Genomic DNA, 26,555 nt, shown 5'->3' with positions numbered 1-26,555 from the left:
TATTTTAAAATATTTTCCTAGCTACTTCATCACTTTAGCTGAATAGTTTATAAAACTGCTTTTTCTTTTAATGCGTCAGCTTTGTCTGTTTGTTCCCAAGGTACATTTAAATCAGTACGACCGAAGTGACCATATGCTGCAGTTTGCTTATAAATAGGACGACGCAGATTAAGCATTTTAATAATCCCCGCTGGGCGTAGATCAAATAGCTCGCGTACCCATTTTACAATTTCACTTTCTGCAACTTTTCCTGTCCCAAATGTATCAACAGCAATAGATACAGGTTGAGCAACACCAATTGCATAAGCTAGTTGTACTTCAGCTCGATCTGCTAATCCAGCTGCTACGATATTTTTTGCTACATAGCGTGCTGCATATGCCGCTGAACGGTCTACCTTAGTTGCGTCCTTACCTGAGAAAGCACCTCCACCATGACGTGCATAGCCACCGTATGTATCAACGATGATTTTACGTCCAGTTAGACCAGCATCCCCTTTAGGACCACCAATTACGAATCGGCCTGTTGGGTTGATGAAATATTTAGTATCTGCATCTAGTAATTCACTTGGAACAACTGGAGCAATAACGAATTTTTTTAAGTCTGCTTGAATTTGCTCAAGTGTAGCTTCTTCATCATGCTGTGTTGAAATTACAATCGTATCAACGCGTACTGGTACATTGTTTTCATCATATTCAACCGTTACTTGTGTTTTTCCATCTGGACGTAAATAAGATAGTTCACCAGATTTACGAACTTCCGTTAAACGACGAGCTAATTTATGCGCTAAACTAATTGGTAACGGCATAAGCTCTGGCGTTTCGTTACATGCATAACCGAACATTAAACCTTGGTCGCCTGCGCCAATTGCTTCAATGTCAGCATCTGTCATAGAGCCTTCACGGGCCTCTAATGCTTGGTCAACACCTTGAGCGATATCAGGTGATTGCTCGCCAATAGCAACAAGTACTGCTAGGTTTTCAGCATCAAAGCCGTATTTCCCACGTGTATAACCGATTTCTGCTACAGTATCACGAACGATACCTTTAATATCTACATAAGTAGAAGTAGTAATTTCTCCTGCTACTAATGCTAAGCCTGTTGTTACTGTTGTTTCACACGCTACACGTGCGTTTGGATCTTCTGCTAAAATGGCATCTAAAATGGCATCCGAGATTTGGTCACAAATTTTGTCTGGATGTCCTTCTGTTACACTCTCTGATGTAAATAGTCGACGGTTTGTCATTTGATTTTCCTCCTATAACTTATACAAATAATATTTGCGAATTAATACGGTACTCATTACCCATGTCAAGTTCGCCCCTAAGGATTGAACTCTCAAGCCGTTGTTGCTGTCGCTACGTTTACACTTCGCTTTCGCACAATGAAACAACTGTTGCTGTCGCTACGTTTACACTTCGCTTTCGCACAATGAAACAACTGTTGCTGTCGCTACGTTTGCACTTCGCTTTCGCACAATAAAACAACTGTTGCTGTCGTTTCACTTACACGCAAATAAACAGCTGCTGCTTTTAACACGAGGATTTTGAAAGATCCGTCATTATAATAAGGAAAGGACTAAATACTTACCTTTAATTCGTTTTTAACAAAAAAAAAATCCTTTTCTCACGTTTACTTAACATGAGGAAAGGAATAATGACTTCATAACCTTTCACTCTTATCGTTCAAGGGGTTTTCCCTTGCATCAGGTTGGCACCAGCGCATGTCGTGAAATAGTTCATGCAGGTTGCCGGGTTTCACAGGGCCTGACCCTCCACCAGCTCGGGATAAGAGTATCCGTTCAATATCTCATAATACGTAAAAGGTCGAACATTGTCAAATATTTTTAACTTCTTTTAGCGAATGTCAAAACACCCGTACCTGTCGCTACGCTTTCGGTACAAAAGACATCCGCTGAGAACACTACGTCCTGTGAAAATTTATGTGAAAGTGAGGCAACAACAACGCATAGTGCCGCTGACGCTACATTAGCATTACGCTTTCGCGCAAAAAACATTTGTTGGCTTGAAGCTGCAGATTCCGGACGCAATTATGCGGAGGCTTAATTGATTGTATTCATATAAATAAAGTATGGGAAATATATCGAGAAACTAATTTGTATTATACTGTAAATTAAAACAAAATAATCCCTACTCTCCACCTCACATCATGTGTTAACATATGTGTAACCCTTTACAGCACATTTTGTAGTGAAAGCAAAGCGTCAGCTACAGAACATGTGGGTGGATGAATATGATTGTAGCCCCATTTCAGTCGAAGACAAGCTCCAACTAGTAAAGAAACAAGCTAAAACTTCACATCCTGTGCGAACCTCATGTTAGCTAAAAGCTTCCAAAGACAATTTTGCTGTGTCGAAAGTGAATGTGTGAACACTTATTAAATAGGGTAAAAAGCATTATCAAAACGAATCAATTTACTTTTTGTCGTTTTCTTGAAAAGTAATAAAATCTGAAAAATAATTTCTGAATTAGTATAGATTATTTAAGCAATTGTGTTATACTATTTTTGAAATTAAGAAAATCTCCCTCAGACTCAAGGGAATACTATAAAAAAGGATGGTATTTAATCGATGAATTCAGTAGAAATTGCAACCGAACTGAAGGAATTATTAAACGGCGGTAACATTAATGTTCAACTTTCAGTACCACAATTAGCTGAAAAAGCTACATCTCGTGGTGAAGCTATGTTAACAGTAGATGGCGCAGTTCGTGCAGAAACTGGCAAATACACTGGTCGTTCACCTAAAGATAAATATACGGTAGAAGAAGAGAGCACAAAGGATAAAATTGACTGGGGGAAAGTTAACCAACCAATTTCTTCTGAAGTGTTCGATAACTTATATGTAAAAGTAGTAAAATATTTAAAAGAACGTGACGAATTATTCGTATTCAAAGGCTTTGCTGGTGCTGACAAAGATTCACAATTAAGCATCCAAGTAATCAATGAATATGCTTGGCACAATCTTTTCGCTCATCAATTATTTATCCGTCCAACTAAAGAAGAATTAGCTTCTCATGTTGCTGACTTCACTGTTATCTCAGCTCCTAACTTTAAAGCAGACCCTGCAGTTGATGGCACTGCTTCTGAAACATTCATCATTGTATCACTTGAAAAGAAAATTATCCTAATCGGTGGTACTGAATACGCAGGTGAAATCAAAAAATCAATTTTTGGTATTATGAACTACTTATTACCACAACAAGGCATCCTTTCAATGCACTGCTCAGCAAACGTTGGTGAAGCTGGTGATGTTGCATTATTCTTCGGTTTATCTGGAACAGGTAAAACTACTTTATCAGCTGATCCTGACCGCAAGCTTATCGGTGACGATGAACATGGTTGGTCTGATAACGGTGTATTCAACATTGAGGGCGGTTGCTATGCAAAAACAATTAACCTTTCTGCTGAAAAAGAACCAGAAATCTACAATGCAATCCGCTTCGGTTCTGTACTAGAAAACGTAGCTGTTGATCCAGAAACTCGAGTTTGTGACTATGATGATGGTTCATTAACAGAAAATACACGTGTAGCTTATCCAATTCAATACATTGAAAATATTGTTGATCCATCTGTCGCAGGTCACCCAAAAACAATCATCTTCTTAACAGCTGATGCATTTGGTGTATTACCTCCAATCAGTAAATTAACAAAAGAGCAAGCAATGTACCACTTCCTAAGCGGTTTCACATCTAAACTTGCTGGTACAGAACGTGGTGTAACAGAGCCAGAACCAGTATTCTCAACTTGCTTCGGTTCTCCATTCCTTCCACTTCCAGCAACAGTTTATGCTGAAATGTTAGGTCAAAAAATTGACGAGCACGGTGCACAAGTATTCTTAGTGAACACTGGTTGGACTGGTGGCGAATATGGTACTGGTAGCCGTATGAAGCTTTCTTACACTCGTACAATGGTACGTGCTGCAATTGATGGCAAATTAACTAATGTTGAAACAATTCAAGATTCAGTATTCGGATTAAACATCCCTACTTCTATTGAAGGTGTACCAACAGAAGTGCTTAATCCTCGTGATGCATGGGCAGACAAAGCTGCTTATGATAAAAAAGCTGCTGAACTTGCTGGTTTATTCAACGACAACTTCAAGAAGTTCTCAAATGTTTCTGAAGCCATCACTAAACTTGGCGGTCCATTAAAATAATTTACTAAGCAAAGGGAACGATTTAATAATCGTTCCCTTTTTTATATCCCCTTATTTTGAAAAGCCCACTTTTCATATTAGTAACTTTGTGTATAATTCATATTAGTAGTTTTAGGGGGAAATATATGAAAAAAAAGTATAAAGTGATTATTACCATTGTCAGTCTTCTATTAGTATTATTTGTTGTGGCCGGATTTTTTGTAGGGAATTATTTTTATAACTTCGCCTTAAATCCTAATACTGATAAATCAGAAGTGTTTAATGCTCCGCACAATTCTATTGCTATTAGTCCTAAGGAAGCTAAAGAAAAAGAAGAGAATGAGAAGTGGTTTAAAGAGAATTATGAGGACTCATATATACAGTCTTTCGATGATTTGAAATTACATGCCTATACACTTAAAAATACAAACGAAACAAATAAATGGGCGATTGTTTTCCATGGATATTCATCTGATGGCTCACAAATGACAAAGTACGCTAAGCATTTTTATGATACAGGCTACAATGTACTCGTGCCAGATGCAAGGGCTCATGGAAAAAGTGAGGGTGACTATATTGGTATGGGCTGGCATGATCGGCTTGATGTAGTCTCTTGGATTAATAATGTAATCAGTTCTAATAAAAACGCTGAAATTGTTTTGTATGGTGTTTCTATGGGAGGTGCTACAGTGATGATGGCCTCAGGAGAGGATCTACCTAACAATGTTAAGGCTATTATTGAGGATTGTGGTTATTCCTCAGTTTGGAATGAATTCTCCTATCAATTGCAAGCAATCTTTAATTTACCCGAATTCCCTATTATGCACTTTTCTTCTATTGTTACGAAGTTAAGAGCTGACTTTACGCTTGGTGAAGCTGATAGCGTCAAGCAAGTAGCAAAATCGAAAACACCGATGCTATTCATTCATGGAAGTAACGATACATTTGTTCCATCTGATATGCTAAATGAAGTATATGAGGCCGCCAATGTACCGAAAGAGAAATTTATAGTTGAAGGTGCTGGACATGGTGGTGCAGAAAGCGTTGCTGGAGACGCTTATTGGAAAACTATTAATAACTTTTTAGAAAAATATATAAAGTAAATAACTTTTTTCTACCGTTCAGGTGTCTGCCATAAAGCACCTGAACGTTTTTTGTCTACCTGAGCGGTTTTTTAAACAAAAAAACTCCATTTTGAAAAAGAGTTAATCAAAATGGGGTAAACTCTCTAAATGAAATTTGTATCAATTCTGTGCAATTTCTAGAAATAAATACTTTGCAAACCTTGAAGTATTAGAAAATCAATTTTATCTGCTGTTGTCCTCTGAATGAAAAAATCTAATCCTTTTTTTGTGTTATCCGCAAATTTAGGCAATGCTTCAAGATTGTCTGTTAAAGGTTTGGTAAAGTTGTCCCAATGTATCGGAATAATAAGTTCCGGTTTTACTGTCCGCACAGTTTGCTCATAATACATGTTTTGAAAATCTTGATCTTGAGCTCCTACCCCTATTCCTAAAAATGTGACCTTTATCTCACCTTGCTTAACTGTTTTTTGCTGTGTTTTTGGAGCGTAATATTCCTTGTATTGCTGAATATCTGCTCAAGGTGTTAAAAACTTATAATATACAAAGGTGGGAGCAATTATCATCAATACGAATCCTACAAGAATAATCTTGCGTCTTTTATTTTTTATGTATTTCAAACAATACACTCCTCTCAAAACATACTGTTTTATTGAAGTTTCATCCACTCACAAAGTGCATGTACTGTTGCTCTATTTTTGGCCGGTGGATACTGATGAGCATAGCGAAGGTCATACCATGTTTCATATCTTTTATTAGAATCCTTCAAATAAAATTCTAACTGTTTTGCATGTTCAATATCTACATTTTCATCACGGTAGCCATGAATAATAAGTACTGGTGCTGTAATGTGCTCTACCTCAAAAAGTGGTGTTCGAGCATCATAAGCCTCTGGTACACGATTAGGTGTCCCACCAATAACACGCTTCATCATCCTGCGCATATCTGTCCGCTCCCAATATGTAGCTGTTGCATCAGATACCCCGGCCCATGTCACAACAGATGTAATATCTCTACGTAAGATTGCAGTCCAAAGCGCCATAATACCACCACGTGAAAAACCAAAGACATGTATATTATCATTGCAAAACTGTTTTAGCACGTCTACTGCGTATACAGCGTCATACCGATCAGCTCCTGCAAACTCATCTCGACCTTCTCCACCTCGATTGCCACGGTAATATGGGGCAAAAACGATAAAGCCTTGAGCTGCAAACTGTGCGACACGTGAAGGTCTAACCATGCCAATACTTTGCATACCTCCACGCAAATATAAAAAGCCATCATATGTACCTTCTGCTTTAGGCTCCGCTAGTAATCCCTTCACACGTAGACCATGTGACATATACGTGATTTCTGTTAAACGAATAGCTGGATTAGGCGAAGGATAAAGACGTTTCCCAACGATCTTACCATTGGTCATAATGTTTCAACTCCTCCAGCATTTTCTGCATACCTTCATCCTTCATATGAAAGCTTAAATTTGGATGATGAGCAAATTCTTCATCAGTTAGCCAAGTCATTCCCGAAGTTTCTAAATCAAAATCAATGTCTTCCTGCCCCGCAAACTGTGCGGTAAAGACCGTTTTACAAAATAAAATGTCATCATGAACGGCGTATTCTGCAAACCATCTAAGATTTTTCACATGAACACCAGTCTCCTCGAATACTTCCCTAATTGCTGCCTGCTCCAATGTTTCCCCAGGTTCTTGCTTTCCTCCTGGAACCTCAACACCACGTCGTTTATGAATTGTACATAACCACTTATTTTCATGTTTTAATAAAACGAGTACATGCTTAGGCTCAATATCCAATTCGCCTCTTTTAAAACTTAAATCCACTTGTAAACCATTTAAATCTTTAAATGTAAACATGCTCTTCAACTCCTTTTTCTATATTTCATACACTGAGTCGAATCAATTACTAAAAATTAATAGCATTCTACAGCGTTACGATGATGATCTTTTACTTCACTATAGAGTAATCATGTATCTATAATCAACAGATAAATCACTAATATTAACTTCAATTAAACAGTGCGGTAGGCGTCTTTTTTCAAGAAGTAAAACCTTATCTAATACTATGTTTATTCGATTGCAAACAACAACAGTTCCACAAATTGGAGTTTACTTACTACTAGCTACTAGTGCCCACTATGACAATGGTTAATCCCTCAAGAGAAAATAGCTTACATCAATATAAAAAAGAGTCACTGATGTTTTTCAGTGACCCTACCTTTAGACACGTTTATTGAAATATGGAAGCTGTTCAACAAATGCCTTCGTATCCGCATCCCCATACTCATGAACGAGTGCATAGATTTTTTTTAATCGCAAATCAATTTCATCATTTTCTCTATCATTATGATACTGTATATATGGCAATTGCGCACGCCATGCATTGGCAATTTCCAACATCTGCATTTGCTGAAAAATTTTTTCAAATACATCTAATGCTTGGCGATCTATGTTGAGTTCAAAGTTCCACTGTCCTGCATATGGATTTGTATAATACGTTCTATTGGCAAGTGAAAAGTATACACGCTGACGATCCATCTCTACAAAACACTCCTTTTACCATAGTATGGTGGTAAAAGGACAGTTTTATTCGCTGGAATGTCAAACTTCCTTCACAACTAAGTAAGATTATCTAATTTATAATAGGAAGTATGAATAAGGAACGGAGTGAATGCCATGAGTTTAATCACACTCTTAGTTGTAGCAGCAATCATCGTTATATTAGTAACGGTCGCGACTATTATTAGTGTCAATCGCGCGTATGCTTTTAAACATACTGTTGATGATAAACCACAGCAAAACTTTCATCAAAATGATGACTAGTTCAATTTGTACATTTTTTAAAGATATTCTTTTATAATATTATTAACTAATAGAATTTGGAGTGAACGCAATGGGAGTACCATTACCAATAATCATTATGATCGCAATGATGATGCTTATGTTTGGCGTTTCCGTTATTGTCTTGTTGAAGAAAAAAAGCAATTTCTTTACACAAACTATCGATGCTAAGCCAAAGCAATTCAACGCTCAACAAAAGGACAAACAACTATGAAATATCCCTTTATATGGCTCATTAAGTTTTACAGAAAATTTATATCACCCATGACGCCGCCATCCTGTCGCTTCCATCCTACATGCTCCTCTTATGGACTTGAAGCTTTTCAAAAACACGGTGCCATTAAAGGATTCTATTTAACAATTAAACGTATATCAAAATGCCATCCATTCCATCCAGGTGGCTTTGATCCAGTACCTGAAAAATGGCCTTCGAAAAAGAATTAATGCCCGAAGGTCATTTTTTCTTGTACTTTTTTCAGATGTGCGTTATTATAGAAACTGTTCAAAAAACAAATCGTAATGATTACTATTTTAAAGAGGTATACTATAAGATGAAAAAAGTATTTTTGTTATTTTTAGTTGCAGTTCTTGCCCTATTCACTGCTGCCTGTGGGAATAAATCGGCTACTTCCAAACAGTCAGAGACAAAGGATAAATTAGCAATTTATACAACTGTCTATCCATTAAGTTATTTTGCACAACGAATTGGTGGCGATTTTGTAGATGTTTCTTCTATTTACCCTGCTGGCGCCAATGAACACACATTTGAGCCAACACAAAAAGATATGATGAAATTAGCAGATGCCGATATATTTTTCTATATAGGCTTAGGACTAGAGGGCTTTGTTGAGAATGCCAAAAAGACCCTAGCTAATGAAGATGTAACAATGATAGCAACTGCAGATAAGGTTTCAGATGAAAAATTAGCTGTCAGCACAGGTCACTCACATGATGATGAAGAGGAAGCACATCATGATCATGAAGACGGACATGAAGATCATGATCACGGTAATGTAGATCCACATGTTTGGCTATCTCCAACTATCAGTCAAGACTTAGCACTTTCCATTAAAAACACTCTAGTTGAAAAGATGCCCGAACAAGAAGCTACGTTTACAGCTAACTACGAGGCATTGGTAAAAGAACTACAAGGTTTAGACAATGAATTTAAAGCTATGGCTGATAAAGCGCAAGAGAAAACGTTCTTCGTATCACATGCAGCATTTGGCTATATCGCAGGACAATACGGTTTAAATCAAGTAGCAATAGCCGGTTTAAACTCACAAAATGAGCCTTCTCAAAAAGAACTTACGGCGATTGTTGATAAAGCAAATGAATTGCATGTTCACTACATTTTATTCGAGCAAAATGTCTCTTCTAAACTAGCCGAGGTTATCCAAAAAGAGGTTAACGCAAAGCCTCTTATCTTGCACAATTTAAGCGTTTTAACAGCAGATGATGTAAAGAATAATGAAACATACTTCACCCTTATGAAGAGAAACATTCAAACTTTAAATACTGCATTAAATGCTCACAAATAAATAAATAAATAAATAAGGAGGTGCCCCGAACATCGTATGGGGCACCTCCTTTATTATGACGTACTTTTCTTGTGGCATTCGTTTTTCCGCTCTATAAAAACTAATTAGCCCTTTTTTCTTTTGCATAGCATTTCGTGTTATCTTTTTATCTTTTACTTGGGCTACATTACTTTCTAAAATGATTGATTCCCATTTATTTAGAGGAACCTGAACAGAATTATCGCTTTTATTACCTTTTAAAAGCAGTCTAGGCTGTTCAATGAATTGTTTTACTGTTTGTTTATTTTTACCAAAAATGGACCGCCCTTTATCAAAGGTAAATTGACCATCCAGTATTGGTTTTGTAATAACTTCAACCTTATTTGTTTTTTGTAAATCAACATAGGCTTCGCTTGTAGCAGCTGGGAAACTCGTATAGTCCCAAGAGTGATCCTGAGCTAATTGACGATCAGACACTAAAAAATAATTATAACGGACCTCACCCTTACGATCAGGCAATGGATCATCCCATGTAACATCGATATGATACCATGCATTATTAAGCTTCACTAAGACCCAGGCGTGTAGTTGTTCCCCTACTTTTCCTGGTACATATTGTACCTCAAAACCTAGCTTCTCTAGCATGCGATAAAGCACTAAAGCATATGCCTGACAAACTCCCTTATTTTCCGTAAGCAATGTGTAGGGAGAATATTGACTTCCTTCGGTTTCCTTTGAATATTCAGCAGATAGAATGATAAAATCATGTGCAGCTTGTAATTTCTGCAATTCACTTAATCCATGCATAGGTGCAATAATATTCGTCAAAGTCTGTTCTACAAATGCCTCCTCTTCCTGCGAAATATGATAGGTAAACTCAAACCTAATGACAATATTATTGGCATAGCCATTATATTTCCATTTAAAACCAGAAATATTGGCAAAAATATATGGATCCTGAATAGCTTGTTTAATGAGCTCAGATAGTTCATCTTTTATTTCCGACGTATTACCAGTATAACGAATGTCAAATTCAGTAGATAATTCCATGACTTGTTTTTGAATTAGATGTTGTAGTGTTTCTATTGAATTGGCCGTTGCAATATTCTTTTGTTCATAATTTGCGAATACTTGCACATGACTCATTTGTAGAACAAATAATATAATGACAACATTATATATATATTTTCTCATATGAGTCTTTCTCCTTTACTAACTAGTTTATGCCTGTCATTTCTTATTATGTTAATGAATGATTAATTTAATCCTAAAAGTTAACTAAAAATGACTTATCAATTATCCCTCGGCATAATTGCGTCCAGAATCAGCTTTAGGCCAACATATGTTGGTCACTTGGTCGTTGCCACAGGACGTGGCGTTCTTAGACTGAGTTCCTCTATTTCAGCGAATGTCTTTTGTACCCAAAGCGTAGCGACAGGTACAAGTGTTTTTTGCGCGAAAGTGTAGCGTCAGCAGCAGGTGTTTTTTGCGCGAAAGCGTAGCGTCAGCAGCAGGTGTTTTTTGCGCGAAAGCGTAGCGTCAGCAGCAGGTGTTTTTTGCGCGAAAATGTAGCGTCAGCAGCAGGTGTTTTTTGCGCGAAAATGTAGCGTCAGCAGCAGGTGTTTTTTGCGCGAAAGTGTAGCGTCAGCAGCAGGTGTTTGGACACCCGCTGAAAGAAGTTAAAACGAATAAAAGAAGCCTTCATATAATGAAGGCTTCTTTCGTAATGGTAAAAAATAGTAAAAGTGATCTTTTTGAATGTTGGGGCGCTTTAAATGAGAGGGTTTTCCATTTCTGGCGCGATGTTTTCTTCACTTATGTTGAACCTACCATTTCGTTAACACTACGCTTTCGCGTAAAAAACATCTGTTGGCCCTAGACACTGCAGCGAAGCGAAGCAGCTCATCGAACGCCCCCAGGAAGCTCTGCTCTGCTCGAAAGCGAAGCGGTAGCGATAAAAGCGCCCAGTCGGAACGGAAATCACCCACTCGTTTTGCCCAAGAGCCATACTTTGTAATTAACAACACGAAAAGAAGCCATCATATCAATGAAGGCTTCTTTTTGTTATTAGTCCATTAATTTTCGACGAAGTAGCTTGTTGGCTCCGTTTCGAGGGAGCTCGTCCGTAACAACAATTTCTTTTGGTATTTTATATTTAGCAAGCTTCTTTTGACAAAATTCTTGTATTTGCTCTACCTGTACTTCTTCTTTTAATACAACAAAGGCGATTGGTACCTGTCCCCACGCTTCATCATCAATGCCGCAGACTCCAGCTTCTTTAACAGCAGGATGTGTAAGTAGCACATTTTCAATTTCAGCAGGATAAATATTTTCGCCACCTGAAATAATTAAATCCGCTCGACGATCAATGACAAATAAATAACCTTCTTCATCTATATAACCAATATCCCCAGTATGAAGCCAGCCATCAATCGTTGCATTTTTTTTGGCAAAACGACCAATGTACCCCGGTGTAACATGTGGACCACGTATGCAAATTTCTCCTTCACCATTGTCATTCGGCTCAGCAATGCGAATTTGATTAAAAAACAATGGTTTACCTGCAGATCCAATTTTTCGCATCGCATCTTCATTTGCTAAAGTTGCAGTTTGTGACGAAGTTTCAGTCATACCATACGTTTGAGCCACAGCTAAATTTAATGCTTGCGCTCTCTTTAAATAATCTACTGGCACAGGTCCACCACCCGCTAGCATCATTTTAAATTTTGATGAAGCTTGCGCGTTTTTCTGTTCAAGTGTATGTAGAATCCTTTCCAATGTGACAGCGACTACCGACATATGTGTAACCTCACCATCCCTTATATTTTTGGAAATGGCTTCTGCATCAAACTGATCATATAAATGCACTTTATTGCCGTACAATAATGAACGTACTAAAATAGAAAAGCCACTAATATGAAAAAGTGGTACAGCACATAACCAAGTGTCCTCCGCATGCAAACCTATATTTAAAACCGAGGCCGTTGCACTTGCCTGGTGATTTCCAACAGTTTGACAAACGCCCTTTGGAAAACCAGTCGTACCAGATGTATACATAATCGATGTTGTTTGGTTTAAAGACCACTCTTTCGTAATATCAATAGCCGCTTCTGTACTTTTTTCTATAGTAGAAAATGAAAAATAAGGTGTATGTGATGGTAATTTTTCAATATCCTCATCTGCAATTAATACTGCCAAAGCACCTGAATCCTCTAGCTGATAGGCAATTTCATCCTGTGTTAGCCTACGATTTAGCATGACCATTTCACATTGTAAATGCATACATGCGTACATCATGATGACAAGGGAAGGCTTACTCGGCCCCATTATTGCAATACGGTCCCCTTGCTTAATATCTAGTGCTGTAAGTTGACGAGCACGTTTTAACGATAAATCATTTAATTCTTGAAATGTCCAAGTCTGCCCATTATATGTTAAACCGTTTCGTAAAGGTGTTAAATATGCTCGCTGTAAAATCCAATTTAGATACATCTCGTTATTCCTCCAATCAGCCTTAATCGTACCGCTTTATCACATCATCCGTCTATCCGTTTCTCTGATTTGGTTTTCTACCACTTGACCATGCAGCTTCGTCGCTTGGCCATGGCATTCCGCCGCTAAGCCGTAACTTTCCGCCGCTCTAGCAATTCTATCCGTCTCGCTCCCTTAGATATACAAAAAGCTCGTATCTCATTAAGATACGAGCCGTTCAACGTTTCAGATAATCAAGGGAATCTTGGGAATTGACCGAAATCTGGTTGACGTTTTTCTTTGAATGCGTCACGACCTTCTTTAGCTTCATCTGTTGTGTAGTAAAGAAGAGTAGCGTCGCCAGCCATTTGTTGAAGACCTGCTAAACCGTCTGTATCTGCATTCATTGCTGCTTTTAAGAAGCGTAGAGCAGTTGGAGACATTTGTAGCATTTCTTCACACCATTGTACAGTTTCATCTTCTAATTGCTCATAAGGAACAACTGTGTTAACTAATCCCATATCAAGTGCTTGCTGTGCATCATATTGACGGCAAAGGTACCAAATTTCACGCGCCTTTTTATGACCAATAATACGTGCAAGATAGCCTGAGCCATACCCAGCATCGAATGAACCAACTTTAGGTCCAGTTTGTCCAAAACGAGCGTTGTCAGCAGCAATTGTTAAGTCACAGACAACGTGTAATACGTGTCCTCCACCGATTGCATAGCCTGCAACCATTGCTACTACAGGTTTTGGAATAACACGGATTAAACGTTGTAAATCAAGTACGTTTAGACGTGGGATTTCATCTTCACCAACGTAGCCACCATGGCCGCGTACTTTTTGGTCTCCACCTGAACAGAAGGCATGCTCACCTTCACCAGTTAAAATGATAACTCCAACATTTTTGTCATCACGTGCACGTGAGAAAGCATCGATCATTTCCATTACCGTTTTTGGTCGGAATGCGTTGCGCACTTCTGGACGGTTGATCGTAATTTTTGCGATACCGTTATAGAACTCATACTTAATGTCTTCATAAGTATGTAAACTTGTCCATTGACGTGTCATTGAATTGCCTCCTAATAATTAAATTCGTCTCGTTCAAAATCAAGGCGATAACGTAAATATTATATTACGTTAAATACTCCTCTACTATTGTAGCAAACTCAGCGGGATTTTCCACATGAATTGCATGTCCAGCGTCATTTACTGTCGAATGCTTGGCATTTTTTATTAACGCTTTCATTTCTAGTGCAATTTTACAAAATTTCTCATCTAATGAGCCTGTAATTAATAAAACAGGATATTTAATATTCTCCAATGACATCCAATTTGATGGCTGACTGCCTGTACCAATCCCTCGTAAGCTACCTGCCAAGCCTTCCTCCTTTTGAGAAAGTCGCTCTAACCTAATCGCTTCTTGTACACTGTACGGTAAATTCTTTTGGGACTCAAACAAAGGAATGTTTTCCCACGCATTAACAAATGATAACAAACCGTTATTAATTATCTTTTCAGCTAAAGCGTCATCTCTCTCACAACGTTCAGAACGCTCCTTAGAAGTTCGTAAACCTGGAGAAGCACTTTCTAAAATTAGCTTTTCAATGCGTTCTGGGTAGGAGATTGCATACGATAATGCAATTCTTCCTCCCATCGAATAGCCGAGCAGCGTAAATTTCTTGAGCTGTAGCTGGCAAAAAACTTCCTCTAAATCTTGGATTTGTGCTTGCATCGAGAAACGACTAATTTGCTGAGGTATTGCTGTTTGGCCATGTCCAATTAAATCAATGGCAATAACTCGTACCCTAGGTAGAGCATTCGCCAAATTTCCCCATGTAGCTGTACTACCTGTAAAACCATGCAATGCAACAAGCGTTTGCTCCGCATCTTCATTCCAGATTTCCACGTATGTTTCAAGCCCTCGAATCATTAGCTTTGCCATGCTTTTAACCCCGCATTAATGCGATTCCACAGTGCCCGATGCGCATACACATTTTCCTCTCGATTCGTGAAAATTTCAATTAAGCGCATTGGTCGTTTTTTCATCGTAGTGAACTTTACTGATAGCTCTGAAATATCATCTACGCGTATATAATCCATATCGTACATATTAGCAATATCATGGAATTTAAGGGCAGTTGGCGTGCCGAATAAATCTTCATAATGTGCCTCAACTTTAGACTGTGGTAAATATGAGAAAATACCGCCGCCATCATTATTCATAACGATAATTGTCAAATTGCATTCCTGGTATCTTGAAGCAATAAGACCGTTGACATCATGTAAAAAGGCTAAATCGCCAATAAGCAAGTAGGTTTCACGGTTATTTCCTTGACTAAAGCCCATTGCAGTTGATGCGACGCCATCAATACCATTTGTTCCACGATTTGCAACAATTCGAATATCCTTTGGTGTCGCCATTAAAAACGTATCTATATCACGCACTGGCATACTGCTACTAACAAAAATATCACTGCCACTAGGAATCATTTTTAGTAATCGACTTACCATTGCCCCCTCATCAATCGCACCATCAGAATAATGCTCTATATACTCAAGTGCAATATCATTAGCATCTTGCCACTCAGCTAGATATTCTGTTTCTAGAGCTGTTTCAGAGATTTCTAATTGCGTCAGCCATTCACCAATACTTGCATGAACAAAATGAGTAGACACACCTGTAGAATCACGGAACATCGGATCTTCATCGACAACAATATACGCATTAGGCAGAGATTTAGTAATAAATTGCATAATAAATTTAGAAACAGGCTGTGCTCCTATGCGTAGCACAGTATCTGGTGCAACTATTGCTTTAAAATCTTCACTTTTCATAATGGCATCATACGTCGTGATTAAATAAGGCAGACAATCCTCTGGGACAGATGACCGCATATTAGATAAACTCTCGACAATGACCGGCCATTTTAATTGACGAACAAACTCCCACATAATTGTCAAATCTGTACCGAGTGCTAGCTCACCAATAATAATAAAGCCTCTTTTGGTTGCACGTAAAATCTCCGCTAGCTCTTGTTGAGTCGCCATTGAAGGTATTAACTGACCCATACTACTGTGCTTAAATGTCGCTTCTGGAAGTTCCTCTCGAAAATCAATCAACAAAGGTTCTCTGAAAGGTACATTAATATGCACCGGTCCAAATGGTGCGCTCATTGCCACTGCTACCGCACGCGCAATATGACGCTCAATAAACGGCAATGTTGGTGCAGCACCATCTGCCAAAGGGAAATCCACGCTCCATTTGACATTTGTACCATATAGATTCGGCTGATTAATAGCCTGTGGTGCACCGACCTCTCGCAATTCATGTGGACGATCAGCTGTAATTACAATTAACGGTACACGAGCATAGCTTGCTTCAACAATGGCAGGAAAATAGTTTGCAGCAGCTGTTCCCGATGTGCATAAAAGAACAACGGGTTTTGCTGTAGCCTTAGCAATTCCTAGCGCAAAAAAAGCAGCCGATCGCTCATCAACTTGACGATACATATGGAGCTGTTTTGTTGAAGCAAATGCATAAGCTAAAGGTGTCGAACGTGAGCCAGGGCTGACAACAACGTTTTCAACACCAGCTTGCACTAGTGATGCCACCATTTTATAAACATAATCCGTTAAAATTTTCTGTTCACTCATGTAATTGTCCTCCTAGCGCACGAAGCATTGGACGGAATTTCACTAATGTTTCCTCATATTCAGATTGTGGCTCTGAATCTGCTACAATACCGCCACCAGCATATAAAAAAGCTTTATCCTTAAGTAAAGCAGCCGAACGAATGGCCACCGCAAATTCCCCATTGCCTTCTGCATCTACCCACCCAATTGGAGCAGCGTAAAGTCCACGATTCATAGGCTCATACTTACGTATAGCTTCCATTGCTTCTTTCCTTGGCACACCGCCTAAAGCTGGAGTTGGATGCAAAGATTTTGTCAGTTGTAATATTGTTGCCTCACTATTTAACTGACCTTCAACAGGTGTATATAAGTGTTGTATATCTCTAATTTTTAGTAGGCGAGGGCTATCTGGTATTTTCATCTCTATACAATTTTCACGGAATGTTTCCGCAATCATATCGACAACATATTGATGCTCGCCACCATTTTTCGAATCATTTAATAAGCTTTGTCCATAGGCTTCATCTTCCTCTGCTGTCTTACCACGTTTAATAGAGCCTGCCACACAAGATGAAAAAGCGCGGCCATTTTCTACTTTTACAAGACGTTCTGGGGATGCACCAAAGAACAATAATTCTTGACGCTCTAAACCAAATAAATAGCTCTCCGGCTGCTCATGAATAATCTGTGATAGTACCTGCGGTGAAGAAACTTGTTCTTTAAATTGCAATGCTAGTGAGCGTGCAATAACGACTTTATCTGCCTTCTTCTGCTTAATCAATGCTGTTACTTGGTCAATTGAAGCTAAATATGGCTCCTTATATGGCTCAAAATAACTTGTGATTTCAGGCTTTGAATACGTTTTCACTTCTTTTACCTGAGCAGCATGAATTAAATGATCTCGCTCTTTACGTAGCGCTTCAAATTGAGATTCTGCCTGCTCATTTTTTGAAATAAGGTGAATACTTACAAACGCTTTGTCATCACGGATGACAAGCTGGTATGTTGCGAGTGCAAAATAAGCCTCTGGAAAGTCTGTCCACTCCCCAGTTACTTCATTTTGTGGATCGAATGTAAATCCACCAAACAAAATTGGTTGTAGCTCGCTTTGTCCCTTCACACAGTTTTTCGTTAAACTTTTCCATTCCGCTTCTACTGCATCGAAGCGATCGTTTTTGGCGTTATTTTGAATTGTATAGGCATGTCCTAGCCCTACTAATGTCATTGTTTTTTCTCTATTTTGCCAATAAAATCGTTCACCTTTATAAAGCTCCTCGCCCGCCGCATAAAATGCGAGAGCAGATAAGCGACTTACTTCAATTGTTTCCATATAAAAATGAAGGTTTTGGCCCAAAGAGTCCACTTCTACCTCTGTGGCTTGGTACCACTTCTGTTGCATGAAAATTACCTCCGTTGTTGCAATGTACATAATGAATGACGCACGGTATGTTTTGTACTCGTTCTACACTTTCAGTCATAAATATCAACTGCATTGCTTTTCTTTAGCACAATCTGTATTCATCTCACCACCTATAGAGGTTAGAGAATTCTGTACCTGTCGCTACGCTTTCGGTACAAAAAACATATGTAGCTGACGCTTTGCTTTCGCTACAAAAAACATATGCTAAAAGAAATCAATAGCCGTCATTTTTCAATTGCTAGCCTATTCTTCGTACTGTTGCTTTTATCTTAATTATTGTTTTCAGTTCATAAATGCATGTTCTATTGTATCATTTTTTTTAACTTCTTTCAGCAGAAGTCTCCCTCCTCTATAGGTGGTGAGATGAATGCGGATTTAAGCTACTTTTCAGCGGGTGTCCAAACAGCCGCTGAAAGAAGTTAAAAGCCTCCGGCGGATGTCACGTAATCGGAAAGGAGTTCTTTGTGCAAGCACAAAACCGATTCCGGACGCAATTATGCCAAGGCATAATTGGTCTGAACTGTATATAATAAGCTGTGAACCTACCCATTTTCTCATTCTTCGTATAAAATAAGAATAGTCTACAACATTTGAAGGAGAGAAAGACCTTATGACCAAAGTCATTGAAGCTGATAGGGGTTTTAAAGTTTGGTGGCATTTAACACGTCCACATACTTTAACCGCTTCATTCGTTCCAGTATTTTTAGGAACAGCGATTGCCTTAGCAATTGAAAAACAAACAATAGATTTTGGACTATTTTTTGCTATGCTCATTGCAAGTATGCTTATACAAGCAGCAACAAATATGTTCAATGAATATTACGATTACAAACTAGGATTAGATAACGAAAATTCTGTCGGTATCGGTGGAACGATTGTGCGTCACGGTGTTCAACCAAAAACAATTATGATGATTGCTTTAAGCTTCTATGCAATAGCTATGTTGCTTGGCATTTACATATGTGCCTCAACCTCTTGGTGGCTTGCTGCTGTCGGGCTTGTTTGTATGCTTATTGGCTTTTTATATACTGGAGGACCATACCCAATAGCCTATTCACCATTTGGAGAAATTGTATCTGGCGCTGTAATGGGAATGGGGATTGTCTTAATCGCCTTTTATATTCAAACGCTTACTGTGACATTAGATGCTGTTTTGCTTTCAGTACCAAGTATGATTTTAGTTGGGGCTATTATGCTGTCCAACAATATCCGCGATATCGTTGGAGATACAGAAGGTGGTCGAAAAACACTTGCTATTTTAGTAGGTCGAGATAATGCCATTTCTGTGCTATCTGGCTTTTTTATCGTTTCGTACTTATGGGTAATCGCTCTTGTAGCAATTGATGGTATTACATTTTGGGCTCTAATCATTTTCTTAAGCGTTCCAAAACCACTTCGTGCGATCCAAATTTTCCGTGATAAAAAAGAAGCCAAAGAAGTTATGCCTGCGATGAAATTTACAGCGCAAACAAATACATTCTTCGGCTTCCTCTTAGGAATCGGCTTATTAGTTCAATATTTCTTTTATTAAAATCCATTAAAATGCAGTAGCCTTAACGGGCTGTTGCATTTTTTACATAACGTCTAAAATTATTACTAGCAATACCATGAACTTCTTCAACTGAAAAATGTTCACGTAATGCCTCTAACAAATTTTGTGCCTCTCCTGCGTGTGCTAAGCCTTTCACAGTAACATCTATTCCATCGAAGTCTGAACCTAATCCTAGGTGCTCTATCCCTACTATATTTGCCAGATGCTTCACATGCACTACTAAATCATCCATCGTAGCATTGTCATGGATAAAATGCGGGTAGTAAACGACATGAATATGACCACCATGCTGGACAAGTGCTTTTGCCTGAGCATCCGTTAAATTTCTTGAATGATCACAAATTGCACGTGTATTGCTATGGCTCGCAATAATATGCTTCGCTAGTGGCAAGACATCCCAGAAGCTCTGTTCATTTAAATGGGATACATCGATAATAATATCTCGCTCATTTAGCAAGTTAATAACCTCTTTACCGAACGGTTTTAAACCAAGGCTTGCATCCTGTTCAGCACCGTGGGCCACAGCATTTTCCTCATTCCACGTTAGGCCAACAAGCTTGACACCTGCATCTAATATTGCTGCAAGCTTTGCTAAATCTTCACCAATCGGACCACAGCCCTCTAAACTTAAAATTGCACCAATTTCATGCGGAGCTAAAGTATCTAATTGCGACCAATCCGTAATATGCACCATGCCCTCAGTCTGTAATACATGTGTATGGAAGGCTTCAATTTGCCGCACAGCCTCTAAAAATTGCATATTTTGCGGGATTTTAGGATTAATAAAAATAGCAAATACTTGTGCCTTAACCCTTCCTAATTGTAATCTCTCACGATTAGCTTGCAATCGTACATCATCTTCAAATTTCGCCGCTTCTAAAGTTGTTAATTTCAATAGAGCATCGCAATGTAAATCAATTATGTCCATATCCTCACCCCATACAGCTATTATACTGCCTGTGAGTGAAATTGCTTACTAACTTTTATCTTGAGGTGTATCAGAAGAGCCAAATTCCTCAAGTTCTATGAAATCATCCGATCTTGGCGTGGAAGACAACACATCTTCCTCTACTGGCCTTAAATTATCTTCTTTATGCTCCGCGTGCTCAACACATGTCAATGCTTTCGGCATAGCTTCTAAGCGGCCAATAGGAATCTCTATACCACATACAGCGCATTTACCATACGTACCATCCTTCATCGCTTGTAGTGCAGCCTTTATTTCCTCAGCATCGTCACCTCGATGCTCATCAATCGCCATTTCCGTTAGCTGATCCGTTAAATCACTCGCATTATCAGCTGGGTGATTATCATAATTAGACAGCTCTGTCGCTTGCGGACGTTCTGATTCCTCAAGTCGCTGTTCTATTTCCTGTAATTCCTGCTCTAATTGCTTTTTTAATTTTTCCATTACTTGTGGGTTCAAAAAAATCTCCTCCTCATGCCTTCATTTTTTCCTAAATTTATATTTCTAAAACACTAAAGCACGAGGAGGAGTTATTTATTTTGTATAATTAAAAACCGTCACTTCCTGCGACAACAGCTTATTAACCGGCGTTGTGCAGTCCTAAGTACAATTCTAAATCCTAACGCATTGTTTAACTGTTACTAAAGCTAAGCGTCAGATTACGCCATGGTGAAATTGATGATGGCATCATGTAAAAATTGTGCTGCTCCTTTAGAAACACGCTCATCGTAATATGCTGAAAAGCGTTCATCCGCTATATACATCTGAGCAAGACCTGCATGTGCCTCTTTAGAATATTGTGACCATGTAAAGCTAAGCCAGCGCTTATGAAGCTCTGCTACCTCCATCGCCACATCATTGTTCGTATCGCCGATTTCCATCGCTTCTTTTAAACGATTAAATAATTGCTGTTCTAATTGCTGCATTGCCTCATACTGTTCCTCTGTCATATTCATTAGCTTCGCATTTGATGCCTCAACCTTGTTGTCACCATATTTTGCGCGAATTTCTTGACCATATTGCTTTTCATTTTCTTCGATTAGCTTCTCTTTTAATCCATTAAATTTCTCTTCATTTGCCATTGGTTGTTCCTCCTCTATAGATTGAATGGTTTTTTCCACTGTTTGTAATATCTTTTCTAGCTGCTCCTTACGTTTCAGTAAAGCAGTGCGATGAGTTTTGAGCGCCTCTGTATGTTGAAAATCAGGCGCTTGAATAATTTCTTTAATTGTTGCTAGCTTCATATCTAATGCTCTATAAAATAAAATTTGCTGGAGCATATCAACTTCAAATTGTCCGTAAAATCGATAGCCCACCTCATTCGTTCTTGCTGGCTTCAGTAATCCAATTTCATCGTAATAACGCAGTGTTCTTGTGCTAACTCCGGATAATTGAGCAAGCTCTTGAATTGTATATTCCACATTTTTCACCTCCACTAATGCTACTGTAAATGTTTACGCAACGTTAAGGTCAAGAAAAAAATTAAAAAAAAATTGGCTCTTTACTATAACATTGAGTTGATTGCTGTTCCGACTGTGCGCTTGCCTGTGGCGTCCAGTCTTCACTCCAATCAATTTATGTAATACATGCGAACGAAAAAAGCAAACTAGAACATTTTATTGTCACTAGTTTGCTTTTTTCTTAAAAATCAATTATACCTCGGCATAATTGCGTCCGGAGGCTATAACTTCTTTCAGAGAATTTTTGACACCCGTTGAAAAGTGATTTAATACCGCGTTCAACTTTCCCCCTATAGAGGAGGGAGACTCTATAGCTGATGCTTTGCTTTCACTACAAAATCCTTTGCTGAAAGCAGTTAGACTTTTGCATACTTGCCATGCCACACAATATTTCTGTAATTATCTACATCAGTGTCACCTTCAGTGTTAATAAACAATACTCGAGAATTTTCATCTAATTGTAATGAATCCTTCAGTTCTGTATATTGCTCATTCATCATCAATTCATAAAAACAGCCAACTGGGGCAGCTCCTGATTCTCCGGCAATAATTCGTGCATCTGTTTCTAGTGGATTGCCAAGAATGCGCATACCTGTTGCAGCAACTTCATCATCACAGCAAATACTTACCTTCGTATATGTCTTTAACAGGTCCCAAGCGAGTGGGTTCGGCTCACCACAAGCAAGACCAGCCATAATTGTTTGCATCTCTCCACCAACCGTCACAAACTGCTCGGCACCTGCCTTAAAGCTTTCATAATAGCAATTCGCTGCAAAAGGCTCAACTAAGACAAATGTAATCTCCTGCTCATAATATTGTTGTAGGAAAGCTACAACTGCACCTGCAAAAGATCCAACCCCAGCTTGTAAAAATACATGCGTAGGTGCTTTTACCACCTGCTCAACGGCTTCTTTTATTAGTGTTGTATAGCCTTGCATAATCCATAACGGAATTTCCTCATAGCCTTCCCACATCGTATCCTGAATAACGACCCAGTCATTTTCTGTTGCTAGCTGTGAAGTATAACGAACTGTATCATCATAATTCATTGTCGTTATTTCAGCATATGCACCTTCATTTTTAATATTTTGAAGGCGCTCCTCTGCACTACCAGCAGGCATATAAATGCGAGCTGTCAAACCAAGCTCTCTAGCAGCCCAAGCCACTCCACGACCATGATTGCCGTCTGTCGTTGAAATAAACGTTAAATCCCCTAGCTGCTCTTTTACTTCTAATGATTTAAGCTGCTCAAACGATAGCTCATCAATATTCCTACCTAACTTTTTGGCAACGTACTGCCCAATTGCATAAACACCACCTAATACTTTAAAAGCATTTAAGTTAAATCGATAAGATTCATCTTTTACGTAAATACTTTGTACCCCAACTAGCGATGCAAAAGCATTTAAACTACGTAATGGTGTGCTTTCAAATTTCTCGTATGTACGTTGAAATCTACCAACACGATTTACTTGTCCTGGTGAAAAATTACATAGAAAAGGTGCTACTTGTTCCACGTTCTTCTGTAACAAATATTGATAGTTTTTAGTCCACAATAATTTTCCCATCCATATCCCCCTAGCAAATGTTCTAGTTTCATCTTAGCGTATAGAATCACAAAACAAAATACTACACTCGTCTATATTACAAATTTTAGTAAAAGAAATAAATTTGAATCTTATTGATGAGATTTTTCGTATATATACTAGTATATTCAAATGGAGGTATATAATGGATAGACCTTATAAAATCGCGATAATTGGAGGAACAGGGAAAGTAGGAAAGCATATAGCAACTCACGCAATACAAAAAGGATATCCTGTTCGGATGCTTGTTAGAAATCCTGAAAAGTTACTGCATAAAAATAATGCAATTGAAATAGTGAAAGGGCAAGTACAGGACATAGAAAACATCCGAGAACTTCTTAAAGATTGTCAAGTTGTTATTAATACATTTGGTCAACCACCTAATGAGGAGCCCATTTATAGCAAAGTTACTACTAATATTTTTAAAGTGATGAAAGAGTTAAACATTAATCGTTATATAGGTGTTTCAGGTGGTTCTCTAACGATTAAAGAGGACAAAAAAAGCATGATGAATCGTTTTGGAGCAAAGATTTTTGAAGTTTTTCTTTCGAAAATGATGCAAGATAAAAAATTGGAATGGGAAATTTTATTAAATAATAAGCAGATCAAATGGACATTAATTAGATTGCCGTTTGTAAAAGATAGCTTAACATCCAATCAGATAAAGGAAAACCTTACAGATATGCCTGGTACCAAAATAACTAATCAAGATATAGCCACTTTTATCATTGATCATATAGAAAATACAAAGTACGTGCACAAAGCACCGTTTATCTCTCATTAATGTAATAGTCGTAAAGCTATTCTTATACAAAAAAATGCAGTAGATGTAGTTTACATCTACTGCATTTTAGTATGACCCGTACGGGATTCGAACCCGTGTTACCGCCGTGAAAGGGCGGTGTCTTAACCACTTGACCAACGGGCCGATGGCGGAGAAGGAGGGATTTGAACCCTCGCGCCGGTTACCCGACCTACACCCTTAGCAGGGGCGCCTCTTCAGCCTCTTGAGTACTTCCCCAAAAAATGGCTCCGAAGGCAGGACTCGAACCTGCGACAACCTGATTAACAGTCAGGTGCTACTACCAACTGAGCTACTTCGGAATAATGGTGGGCCTAAATGGACTCGAACCATCGACCTCACGCTTATCAGGCGTGCGCTCTAACCAGCTGAGCTATAGGCCCTTGGAGCGGGTGATGGGAATCGAACCCACGACATCAGCTTGGAAGGCTGAGGTTTTACCATTAAACTACACCCGCATATGGTGGGTCAGGACGGAATCGAACCGCCGACACTTAGAGCTTCAATCTAATGCTCTACCAACTGAGCTACTGACCCATATTTTTAAAAAATGGCGGTCCCGACCGGGATCGAACCGGCGATCTCCTGCGTGACAGGCAGGCATGTTAACCGCTACACCACGGGACCATTTTGGTTGCGGGGGCCGGATTTGAACCAACGACCTTCGGGTTATGAGCCCGACGAGCTACCACTGCTCCACCCCGCGTTAATAATATATTCTTTTCGAGTTTTTCAAGCACCATTTAAATATAAACTGGAGGAGGTAGAGGGATTCGAACCCCCGCGCGGTGTTACCCGCCTGTCGGTTTTCAAGACCGATCCCTTCAGCCAGACTTGGGTATACCTCCGTAACATTATATAAATGGTGGACCTTGCAGGACTCGAACCTGCGACCGGACGGTTATGAGCCGTCTGCTCTAACCAACTGAGCTAAAGGTCCTTTAAGATGGCGGCAGAGGGGATCGAACCCCCGACCTTACGGGTATGAACCGTACGCTCTAGCCAGCTGAGCTACGCCGCCAGGATCTTTATACTGGTTATCTTTTATGGTGGAGCCTAGCGGGATCGAACCGCTGACCTCCTGCGTGCAAGGCAGGCGCTCTCCCAGCTGAGCTAAGGCCCCATAAAATGGTCGGAATGACAGGATTCGAACCTACGACCCCTTGGTCCCAAACCAAGTGCTCTACCAAGCTGAGCTACATTCCGATAAATATTAATTTGGCGCGCCCGACAGGAGTCGAACCCATAACCTTCTGATCCGTAGTCAGACGCTCTATCCAATTGAGCTACGGGCGCTAATTATTAAAACAAAAAATGGTGCCGAGGGCCGGAATCGAACCGGCACGGTAGTCACCTACCGCAGGATTTTAAGTCCTGTGCGTCTGCCAGTTCCGCCACCCCGGCACATTTGGAGCGGAAGACGAGGTTCGAACTCGCGACCCCCACCTTGGCAAGGTGGTGTTCTACCACTGAACTACTTCCGCATGTGCATAAGATTTATTTATCCTGGCAATTATGAAATTTCAAAAATATGGTGCGGGTGAAGGGAGTCGAACCCCCACGCCTTGCGGCGCTAGATCCTAAGTCTAGTGCGTCTGCCAATTCCGCCACACCCGCATATTTTGTTGGCAATAAAATGGTGAGCCATGAAGGACTCGAACCTTCGACCCTCTGATTAAAAGTCAGATGCTCTACCAACTGAGCTAATGGCTCTAAAATGGTGCCGGCGATAGGAGTCGAACCCACGACCTACTGATTACAAGTCAGTTGCTCTACCAACTGAGCTACACCGGCAAATGGTGGAGGATGACGGGCTCGAACCGCCGACCCCCTGCTTGTAAGGCAGGTGCTCTCCCAGCTGAGCTAATCCTCCTGGGTATTATGCCTAGCGACGTCCTACTCTCGCAGGGGGAAGCCCCCAACTACCATCGGCGCTAAAGAGCTTAACTTCCGTGTTCGATATGGGAACGGGTGTGACCTCTTTGCCATCATCACTAGACTATTAACAGCTTTCAATATACGTTGTATCTTGAAACTCTTATGTA

Annotated in this window: 22 protein-coding genes, 20 tRNA genes, 1 rRNA gene and 1 riboswitch; of the genes, 8 read left to right on the top strand and 35 right to left on the bottom strand. The window is 39.3% G+C overall.

Translation table 11 applies throughout. The features are described 5' to 3' along the window. Positions 1-47 precede the first annotated feature (47 nt). Positions 48-1,244 carry a methionine adenosyltransferase gene (gene metK, locus JNUCC51_RS17235; RefSeq protein WP_337989008.1) on the bottom strand — a complete coding sequence of 399 codons (1,197 nt, stop codon included), beginning with the start codon at positions 1,242-1,244 and terminating at the stop codon, positions 48-50. Positions 1,245-1,673: 429 nt separating this feature from the next. Further along, positions 1,674-1,792, bottom strand: a riboswitch (SAM riboswitch). 796 nt (positions 1,793-2,588) lie between these two features. Between metK and pckA the strand changes: the two genes are divergently transcribed. Continuing rightward, on the top strand, positions 2,589-4,175 hold the full coding sequence (gene pckA / locus JNUCC51_RS17230) for a phosphoenolpyruvate carboxykinase (ATP) (protein ID WP_337989007.1): 1,587 nt from the start codon (positions 2,589-2,591) through the stop codon (positions 4,173-4,175). Between the two features lie 125 nt (positions 4,176-4,300). Beyond that, positions 4,301-5,257, top strand: a complete 957-nt coding sequence (locus JNUCC51_RS17225) for an alpha/beta hydrolase (protein ID WP_337989006.1) — start codon at positions 4,301-4,303, stop codon at positions 5,255-5,257. A gap of 628 nt (positions 5,258-5,885) precedes the next feature. On the opposite strand, the gene JNUCC51_RS17220 is transcribed toward JNUCC51_RS17225, so the two are convergent. From JNUCC51_RS17220 to JNUCC51_RS17210, 3 genes are all read right to left on the bottom strand, one after another. Next, positions 5,886-6,662: an alpha/beta hydrolase family protein gene (locus tag JNUCC51_RS17220; RefSeq protein ID WP_443137006.1), complete on the bottom strand. Its 777-nt coding sequence runs from the start codon at positions 6,660-6,662 to the stop codon at positions 5,886-5,888. After that, positions 6,646-7,110, bottom strand: coding sequence for an NUDIX domain-containing protein (locus tag JNUCC51_RS17215; RefSeq protein ID WP_337989004.1), 465 nt, complete (start codon positions 7,108-7,110; stop codon positions 6,646-6,648). Before JNUCC51_RS17215 ends, JNUCC51_RS17220 begins: the two co-directional genes overlap by 17 nt. 363 nt (positions 7,111-7,473) lie before the next feature. Beyond that, entirely contained in the window at positions 7,474-7,791 is a 318-nt protein-coding gene (locus JNUCC51_RS17210) for a transposase (RefSeq protein WP_100544129.1), read from the bottom strand. A gap of 138 nt (positions 7,792-7,929) precedes the next feature. On the opposite strand from JNUCC51_RS17210, the gene ytzI reads away from it, so the two are divergent. The 4 genes from ytzI to JNUCC51_RS17190 all read left to right on the top strand — a co-directional run bounded on the left by ytzI (position 7,930) and on the right by JNUCC51_RS17190 (position 9,635). Next, positions 7,930-8,076 carry a YtzI protein gene (ytzI, locus tag JNUCC51_RS17205; RefSeq protein ID WP_337989003.1) on the top strand — a complete coding sequence of 49 codons (147 nt, stop codon included), beginning with the start codon at positions 7,930-7,932 and terminating at the stop codon, positions 8,074-8,076. Between the two features lie 70 nt (positions 8,077-8,146). After that, positions 8,147-8,308, top strand: a complete 162-nt coding sequence (locus JNUCC51_RS17200; RefSeq protein ID WP_166672116.1) for a hypothetical protein — start codon at positions 8,147-8,149, stop codon at positions 8,306-8,308. Beyond that, a complete protein-coding gene (gene yidD, locus JNUCC51_RS17195; RefSeq protein ID WP_082172819.1) occupies positions 8,305-8,538 on the top strand; it encodes a membrane protein insertion efficiency factor YidD in 234 nt (77 codons plus the stop codon). The genes JNUCC51_RS17200 and yidD overlap by 4 nt, the downstream gene beginning before the upstream one ends. Positions 8,539-8,645: 107 nt before the next feature. Continuing rightward, positions 8,646-9,635: a metal ABC transporter solute-binding protein, Zn/Mn family gene (locus JNUCC51_RS17190; protein ID WP_337989002.1), complete on the top strand. Its 990-nt coding sequence runs from the start codon at positions 8,646-8,648 to the stop codon at positions 9,633-9,635. On the opposite strand, the gene JNUCC51_RS17185 is transcribed toward JNUCC51_RS17190, so the two are convergent. The 6 genes from JNUCC51_RS17185 to JNUCC51_RS17160 all read right to left on the bottom strand — a co-directional run bounded on the left by JNUCC51_RS17185 (position 9,618) and on the right by JNUCC51_RS17160 (position 18,122). Further along, positions 9,618-10,808 carry a transglutaminase domain-containing protein gene (locus tag JNUCC51_RS17185; protein ID WP_337989001.1) on the bottom strand — a complete coding sequence of 397 codons (1,191 nt, stop codon included), beginning with the start codon at positions 10,806-10,808 and terminating at the stop codon, positions 9,618-9,620. The genes JNUCC51_RS17190 and JNUCC51_RS17185 overlap by 18 nt on opposite strands. An 873-nt stretch (positions 10,809-11,681) precedes the next feature. Beyond that, the gene (locus JNUCC51_RS17180) at positions 11,682-13,106 is read right to left on the bottom strand and encodes an o-succinylbenzoate--CoA ligase (RefSeq protein ID WP_337989000.1); all 1,425 of its coding nucleotides are present in this window, start codon (positions 13,104-13,106) and stop codon (positions 11,682-11,684) included. A gap of 233 nt (positions 13,107-13,339) precedes the next feature. Further along, entirely contained in the window at positions 13,340-14,158 is an 819-nt protein-coding gene (menB, locus tag JNUCC51_RS17175) for a 1,4-dihydroxy-2-naphthoyl-CoA synthase (RefSeq protein ID WP_132364614.1), read from the bottom strand. A gap of 64 nt (positions 14,159-14,222) precedes the next feature. Continuing rightward, positions 14,223-15,032 (bottom strand): 2-succinyl-6-hydroxy-2,4-cyclohexadiene-1-carboxylate synthase, encoded by an 810-nt coding sequence (gene menH / locus JNUCC51_RS17170; RefSeq protein ID WP_337988999.1) that lies wholly within the window; start codon positions 15,030-15,032, stop codon positions 14,223-14,225. Beyond that, on the bottom strand, positions 15,020-16,744 hold the full coding sequence (gene menD / locus JNUCC51_RS17165; RefSeq protein ID WP_337988998.1) for a 2-succinyl-5-enolpyruvyl-6-hydroxy-3-cyclohexene-1-carboxylic-acid synthase: 1,725 nt from the start codon (positions 16,742-16,744) through the stop codon (positions 15,020-15,022). The genes menH and menD overlap by 13 nt, the downstream gene beginning before the upstream one ends. After that, on the bottom strand, positions 16,737-18,122 hold the full coding sequence (locus tag JNUCC51_RS17160) for an isochorismate synthase (protein WP_337988997.1): 1,386 nt from the start codon (positions 18,120-18,122) through the stop codon (positions 16,737-16,739). Before JNUCC51_RS17160 ends, menD begins: the two co-directional genes overlap by 8 nt. 631 nt (positions 18,123-18,753) lie before the next feature. On the opposite strand from JNUCC51_RS17160, the gene JNUCC51_RS17155 reads away from it, so the two are divergent. Next, on the top strand, positions 18,754-19,674 hold the full coding sequence (locus tag JNUCC51_RS17155) for a 1,4-dihydroxy-2-naphthoate polyprenyltransferase (RefSeq protein ID WP_100544138.1): 921 nt from the start codon (positions 18,754-18,756) through the stop codon (positions 19,672-19,674). Between the two features lie 22 nt (positions 19,675-19,696). Here JNUCC51_RS17155 and JNUCC51_RS17150 read toward each other — a convergent pair whose 3' ends face one another. The 4 genes from JNUCC51_RS17150 to JNUCC51_RS17135 all read right to left on the bottom strand — a co-directional run bounded on the left by JNUCC51_RS17150 (position 19,697) and on the right by JNUCC51_RS17135 (position 23,690). Further along, on the bottom strand, positions 19,697-20,623 hold the full coding sequence (locus JNUCC51_RS17150; protein WP_337988996.1) for a dipeptidase: 927 nt from the start codon (positions 20,621-20,623) through the stop codon (positions 19,697-19,699). Between the two features lie 48 nt (positions 20,624-20,671). Next, a complete protein-coding gene (locus tag JNUCC51_RS17145) occupies positions 20,672-21,121 on the bottom strand; it encodes a TraR/DksA C4-type zinc finger protein (protein ID WP_337988995.1) in 450 nt (149 codons plus the stop codon). 200 nt (positions 21,122-21,321) lie between these two features. Continuing rightward, positions 21,322-22,083 (bottom strand): MerR family transcriptional regulator, encoded by a 762-nt coding sequence (locus tag JNUCC51_RS17140; RefSeq protein WP_337988994.1) that lies wholly within the window; start codon positions 22,081-22,083, stop codon positions 21,322-21,324. A 395-nt stretch (positions 22,084-22,478) separates the two neighbouring features. Beyond that, positions 22,479-23,690, bottom strand: coding sequence for a diaminopropionate ammonia-lyase (locus JNUCC51_RS17135; RefSeq protein WP_337988993.1), 1,212 nt, complete (start codon positions 23,688-23,690; stop codon positions 22,479-22,481). Between the two features lie 163 nt (positions 23,691-23,853). Between JNUCC51_RS17135 and JNUCC51_RS17130 the strand changes: the two genes are divergently transcribed. Further along, a complete protein-coding gene (locus tag JNUCC51_RS17130; RefSeq protein WP_337988992.1) occupies positions 23,854-24,492 on the top strand; it encodes an NAD(P)H-binding protein in 639 nt (212 codons plus the stop codon). Positions 24,493-24,564: 72 nt separating this feature from the next. Here the strand turns inward: JNUCC51_RS17130 and JNUCC51_RS17125 are convergent. The 21 genes from JNUCC51_RS17125 to rrf form a co-directional block, all read right to left on the bottom strand. After that, a tRNA-Glu gene (locus JNUCC51_RS17125) sits at positions 24,565-24,636 on the bottom strand. Positions 24,637-24,638: 2 nt separating this feature from the next. Continuing rightward, a tRNA-Ser gene (locus tag JNUCC51_RS17120) sits at positions 24,639-24,729 on the bottom strand. 6 nt (positions 24,730-24,735) lie between these two features. After that, a tRNA-Asn gene (locus JNUCC51_RS17115) sits at positions 24,736-24,812 on the bottom strand. A gap of 4 nt (positions 24,813-24,816) precedes the next feature. Further along, positions 24,817-24,893, bottom strand: a tRNA-Ile gene (locus tag JNUCC51_RS17110). A gap of 1 nt (position 24,894) precedes the next feature. Next, positions 24,895-24,968 (bottom strand) — tRNA-Gly (locus JNUCC51_RS17105). A gap of 3 nt (positions 24,969-24,971) precedes the next feature. Continuing rightward, positions 24,972-25,047, bottom strand: a tRNA-Phe gene (locus JNUCC51_RS17100). 14 nt (positions 25,048-25,061) lie between these two features. Next, positions 25,062-25,137 (bottom strand) — tRNA-Asp (locus JNUCC51_RS17095). 4 nt (positions 25,138-25,141) lie between these two features. Beyond that, a tRNA-Met gene (locus JNUCC51_RS17090) sits at positions 25,142-25,216 on the bottom strand. A 49-nt stretch (positions 25,217-25,265) separates the two neighbouring features. Then, positions 25,266-25,358: transfer RNA gene (locus tag JNUCC51_RS17085), tRNA-Ser, on the bottom strand. 15 nt (positions 25,359-25,373) lie between these two features. Next, positions 25,374-25,450, bottom strand: a tRNA-Ile gene (locus tag JNUCC51_RS17080). Between the two features lie 7 nt (positions 25,451-25,457). Beyond that, positions 25,458-25,531: transfer RNA gene (locus tag JNUCC51_RS17075), tRNA-Met, on the bottom strand. Positions 25,532-25,557: 26 nt separating this feature from the next. Then, positions 25,558-25,633: transfer RNA gene (locus JNUCC51_RS17070), tRNA-Ala, on the bottom strand. A gap of 6 nt (positions 25,634-25,639) precedes the next feature. Further along, positions 25,640-25,716: transfer RNA gene (locus JNUCC51_RS17065), tRNA-Pro, on the bottom strand. Positions 25,717-25,729: 13 nt separating this feature from the next. Beyond that, a tRNA-Arg gene (locus JNUCC51_RS17060) sits at positions 25,730-25,806 on the bottom strand. 19 nt (positions 25,807-25,825) lie between these two features. After that, positions 25,826-25,914 (bottom strand) — tRNA-Leu (locus tag JNUCC51_RS17055). 5 nt (positions 25,915-25,919) lie between these two features. Next, positions 25,920-25,994, bottom strand: a tRNA-Gly gene (locus JNUCC51_RS17050). Between the two features lie 48 nt (positions 25,995-26,042). Further along, a tRNA-Leu gene (locus tag JNUCC51_RS17045) sits at positions 26,043-26,127 on the bottom strand. A gap of 20 nt (positions 26,128-26,147) precedes the next feature. Beyond that, positions 26,148-26,223: transfer RNA gene (locus JNUCC51_RS17040), tRNA-Lys, on the bottom strand. Between the two features lie 5 nt (positions 26,224-26,228). Then, positions 26,229-26,304 (bottom strand) — tRNA-Thr (locus JNUCC51_RS17035). A gap of 3 nt (positions 26,305-26,307) precedes the next feature. Next, positions 26,308-26,383 (bottom strand) — tRNA-Val (locus tag JNUCC51_RS17030). Between the two features lie 10 nt (positions 26,384-26,393). Continuing rightward, positions 26,394-26,509: ribosomal RNA gene (gene rrf, locus JNUCC51_RS17025) — 5S ribosomal RNA — on the bottom strand. Positions 26,510-26,555 lie beyond the last annotated feature (46 nt).

Origin of the sequence: Lysinibacillus sp. JNUCC 51 (assembly GCF_015999525.1) — a bacterium.
Classification (GTDB): domain Bacteria; phylum Bacillota; class Bacilli; order Bacillales_A; family Planococcaceae; genus Lysinibacillus; species Lysinibacillus xylanilyticus.
This window is presented reverse-complemented; position numbering and strand designations above follow the sequence as displayed.

What these genes read in the sequence shown, in the direction of transcription:
- metK (WP_337989008.1), bottom strand. Translation starts at nt 1,244, where the DNA reads ATGACAAACCGTCGACTATTTACATCAGAGAGTGTAACAGAAGGACAT.
- pckA (WP_337989007.1), top strand. Translation starts at nt 2,589, where the DNA reads ATGAATTCAGTAGAAATTGCAACCGAACTGAAGGAATTATTAAACGGC.
- JNUCC51_RS17225 (WP_337989006.1), top strand. Translation starts at nt 4,301, where the DNA reads ATGAAAAAAAAGTATAAAGTGATTATTACCATTGTCAGTCTTCTATTA.
- JNUCC51_RS17215 (WP_337989004.1), bottom strand. Translation starts at nt 7,110, where the DNA reads ATGTTTACATTTAAAGATTTAAATGGTTTACAAGTGGATTTAAGTTTT.
- JNUCC51_RS17210 (WP_100544129.1), bottom strand. Translation starts at nt 7,791, where the DNA reads ATGGATCGTCAGCGTGTATACTTTTCACTTGCCAATAGAACGTATTAT.
- ytzI (WP_337989003.1), top strand. Translation starts at nt 7,930, where the DNA reads ATGAGTTTAATCACACTCTTAGTTGTAGCAGCAATCATCGTTATATTA.
- JNUCC51_RS17200 (WP_166672116.1), top strand. Translation starts at nt 8,147, where the DNA reads ATGGGAGTACCATTACCAATAATCATTATGATCGCAATGATGATGCTT.
- yidD (WP_082172819.1), top strand. Translation starts at nt 8,305, where the DNA reads ATGAAATATCCCTTTATATGGCTCATTAAGTTTTACAGAAAATTTATA.
- JNUCC51_RS17190 (WP_337989002.1), top strand. Translation starts at nt 8,646, where the DNA reads ATGAAAAAAGTATTTTTGTTATTTTTAGTTGCAGTTCTTGCCCTATTC.
- JNUCC51_RS17185 (WP_337989001.1), bottom strand. Translation starts at nt 10,808, where the DNA reads ATGAGAAAATATATATATAATGTTGTCATTATATTATTTGTTCTACAA.
- JNUCC51_RS17180 (WP_337989000.1), bottom strand. Translation starts at nt 13,106, where the DNA reads ATGTATCTAAATTGGATTTTACAGCGAGCATATTTAACACCTTTACGA.
- menB (WP_132364614.1), bottom strand. Translation starts at nt 14,158, where the DNA reads ATGACACGTCAATGGACAAGTTTACATACTTATGAAGACATTAAGTAT.
- menH (WP_337988999.1), bottom strand. Translation starts at nt 15,032, where the DNA reads ATGGCAAAGCTAATGATTCGAGGGCTTGAAACATACGTGGAAATCTGG.
- menD (WP_337988998.1), bottom strand. Translation starts at nt 16,744, where the DNA reads ATGAGTGAACAGAAAATTTTAACGGATTATGTTTATAAAATGGTGGCA.
- JNUCC51_RS17160 (WP_337988997.1), bottom strand. Translation starts at nt 18,122, where the DNA reads ATGCAACAGAAGTGGTACCAAGCCACAGAGGTAGAAGTGGACTCTTTG.
- JNUCC51_RS17155 (WP_100544138.1), top strand. Translation starts at nt 18,754, where the DNA reads ATGACCAAAGTCATTGAAGCTGATAGGGGTTTTAAAGTTTGGTGGCAT.
- JNUCC51_RS17150 (WP_337988996.1), bottom strand. Translation starts at nt 20,623, where the DNA reads ATGGACATAATTGATTTACATTGCGATGCTCTATTGAAATTAACAACT.
- JNUCC51_RS17135 (WP_337988993.1), bottom strand. Translation starts at nt 23,690, where the DNA reads ATGGGAAAATTATTGTGGACTAAAAACTATCAATATTTGTTACAGAAG.
- JNUCC51_RS17130 (WP_337988992.1), top strand. Translation starts at nt 23,854, where the DNA reads ATGGATAGACCTTATAAAATCGCGATAATTGGAGGAACAGGGAAAGTA.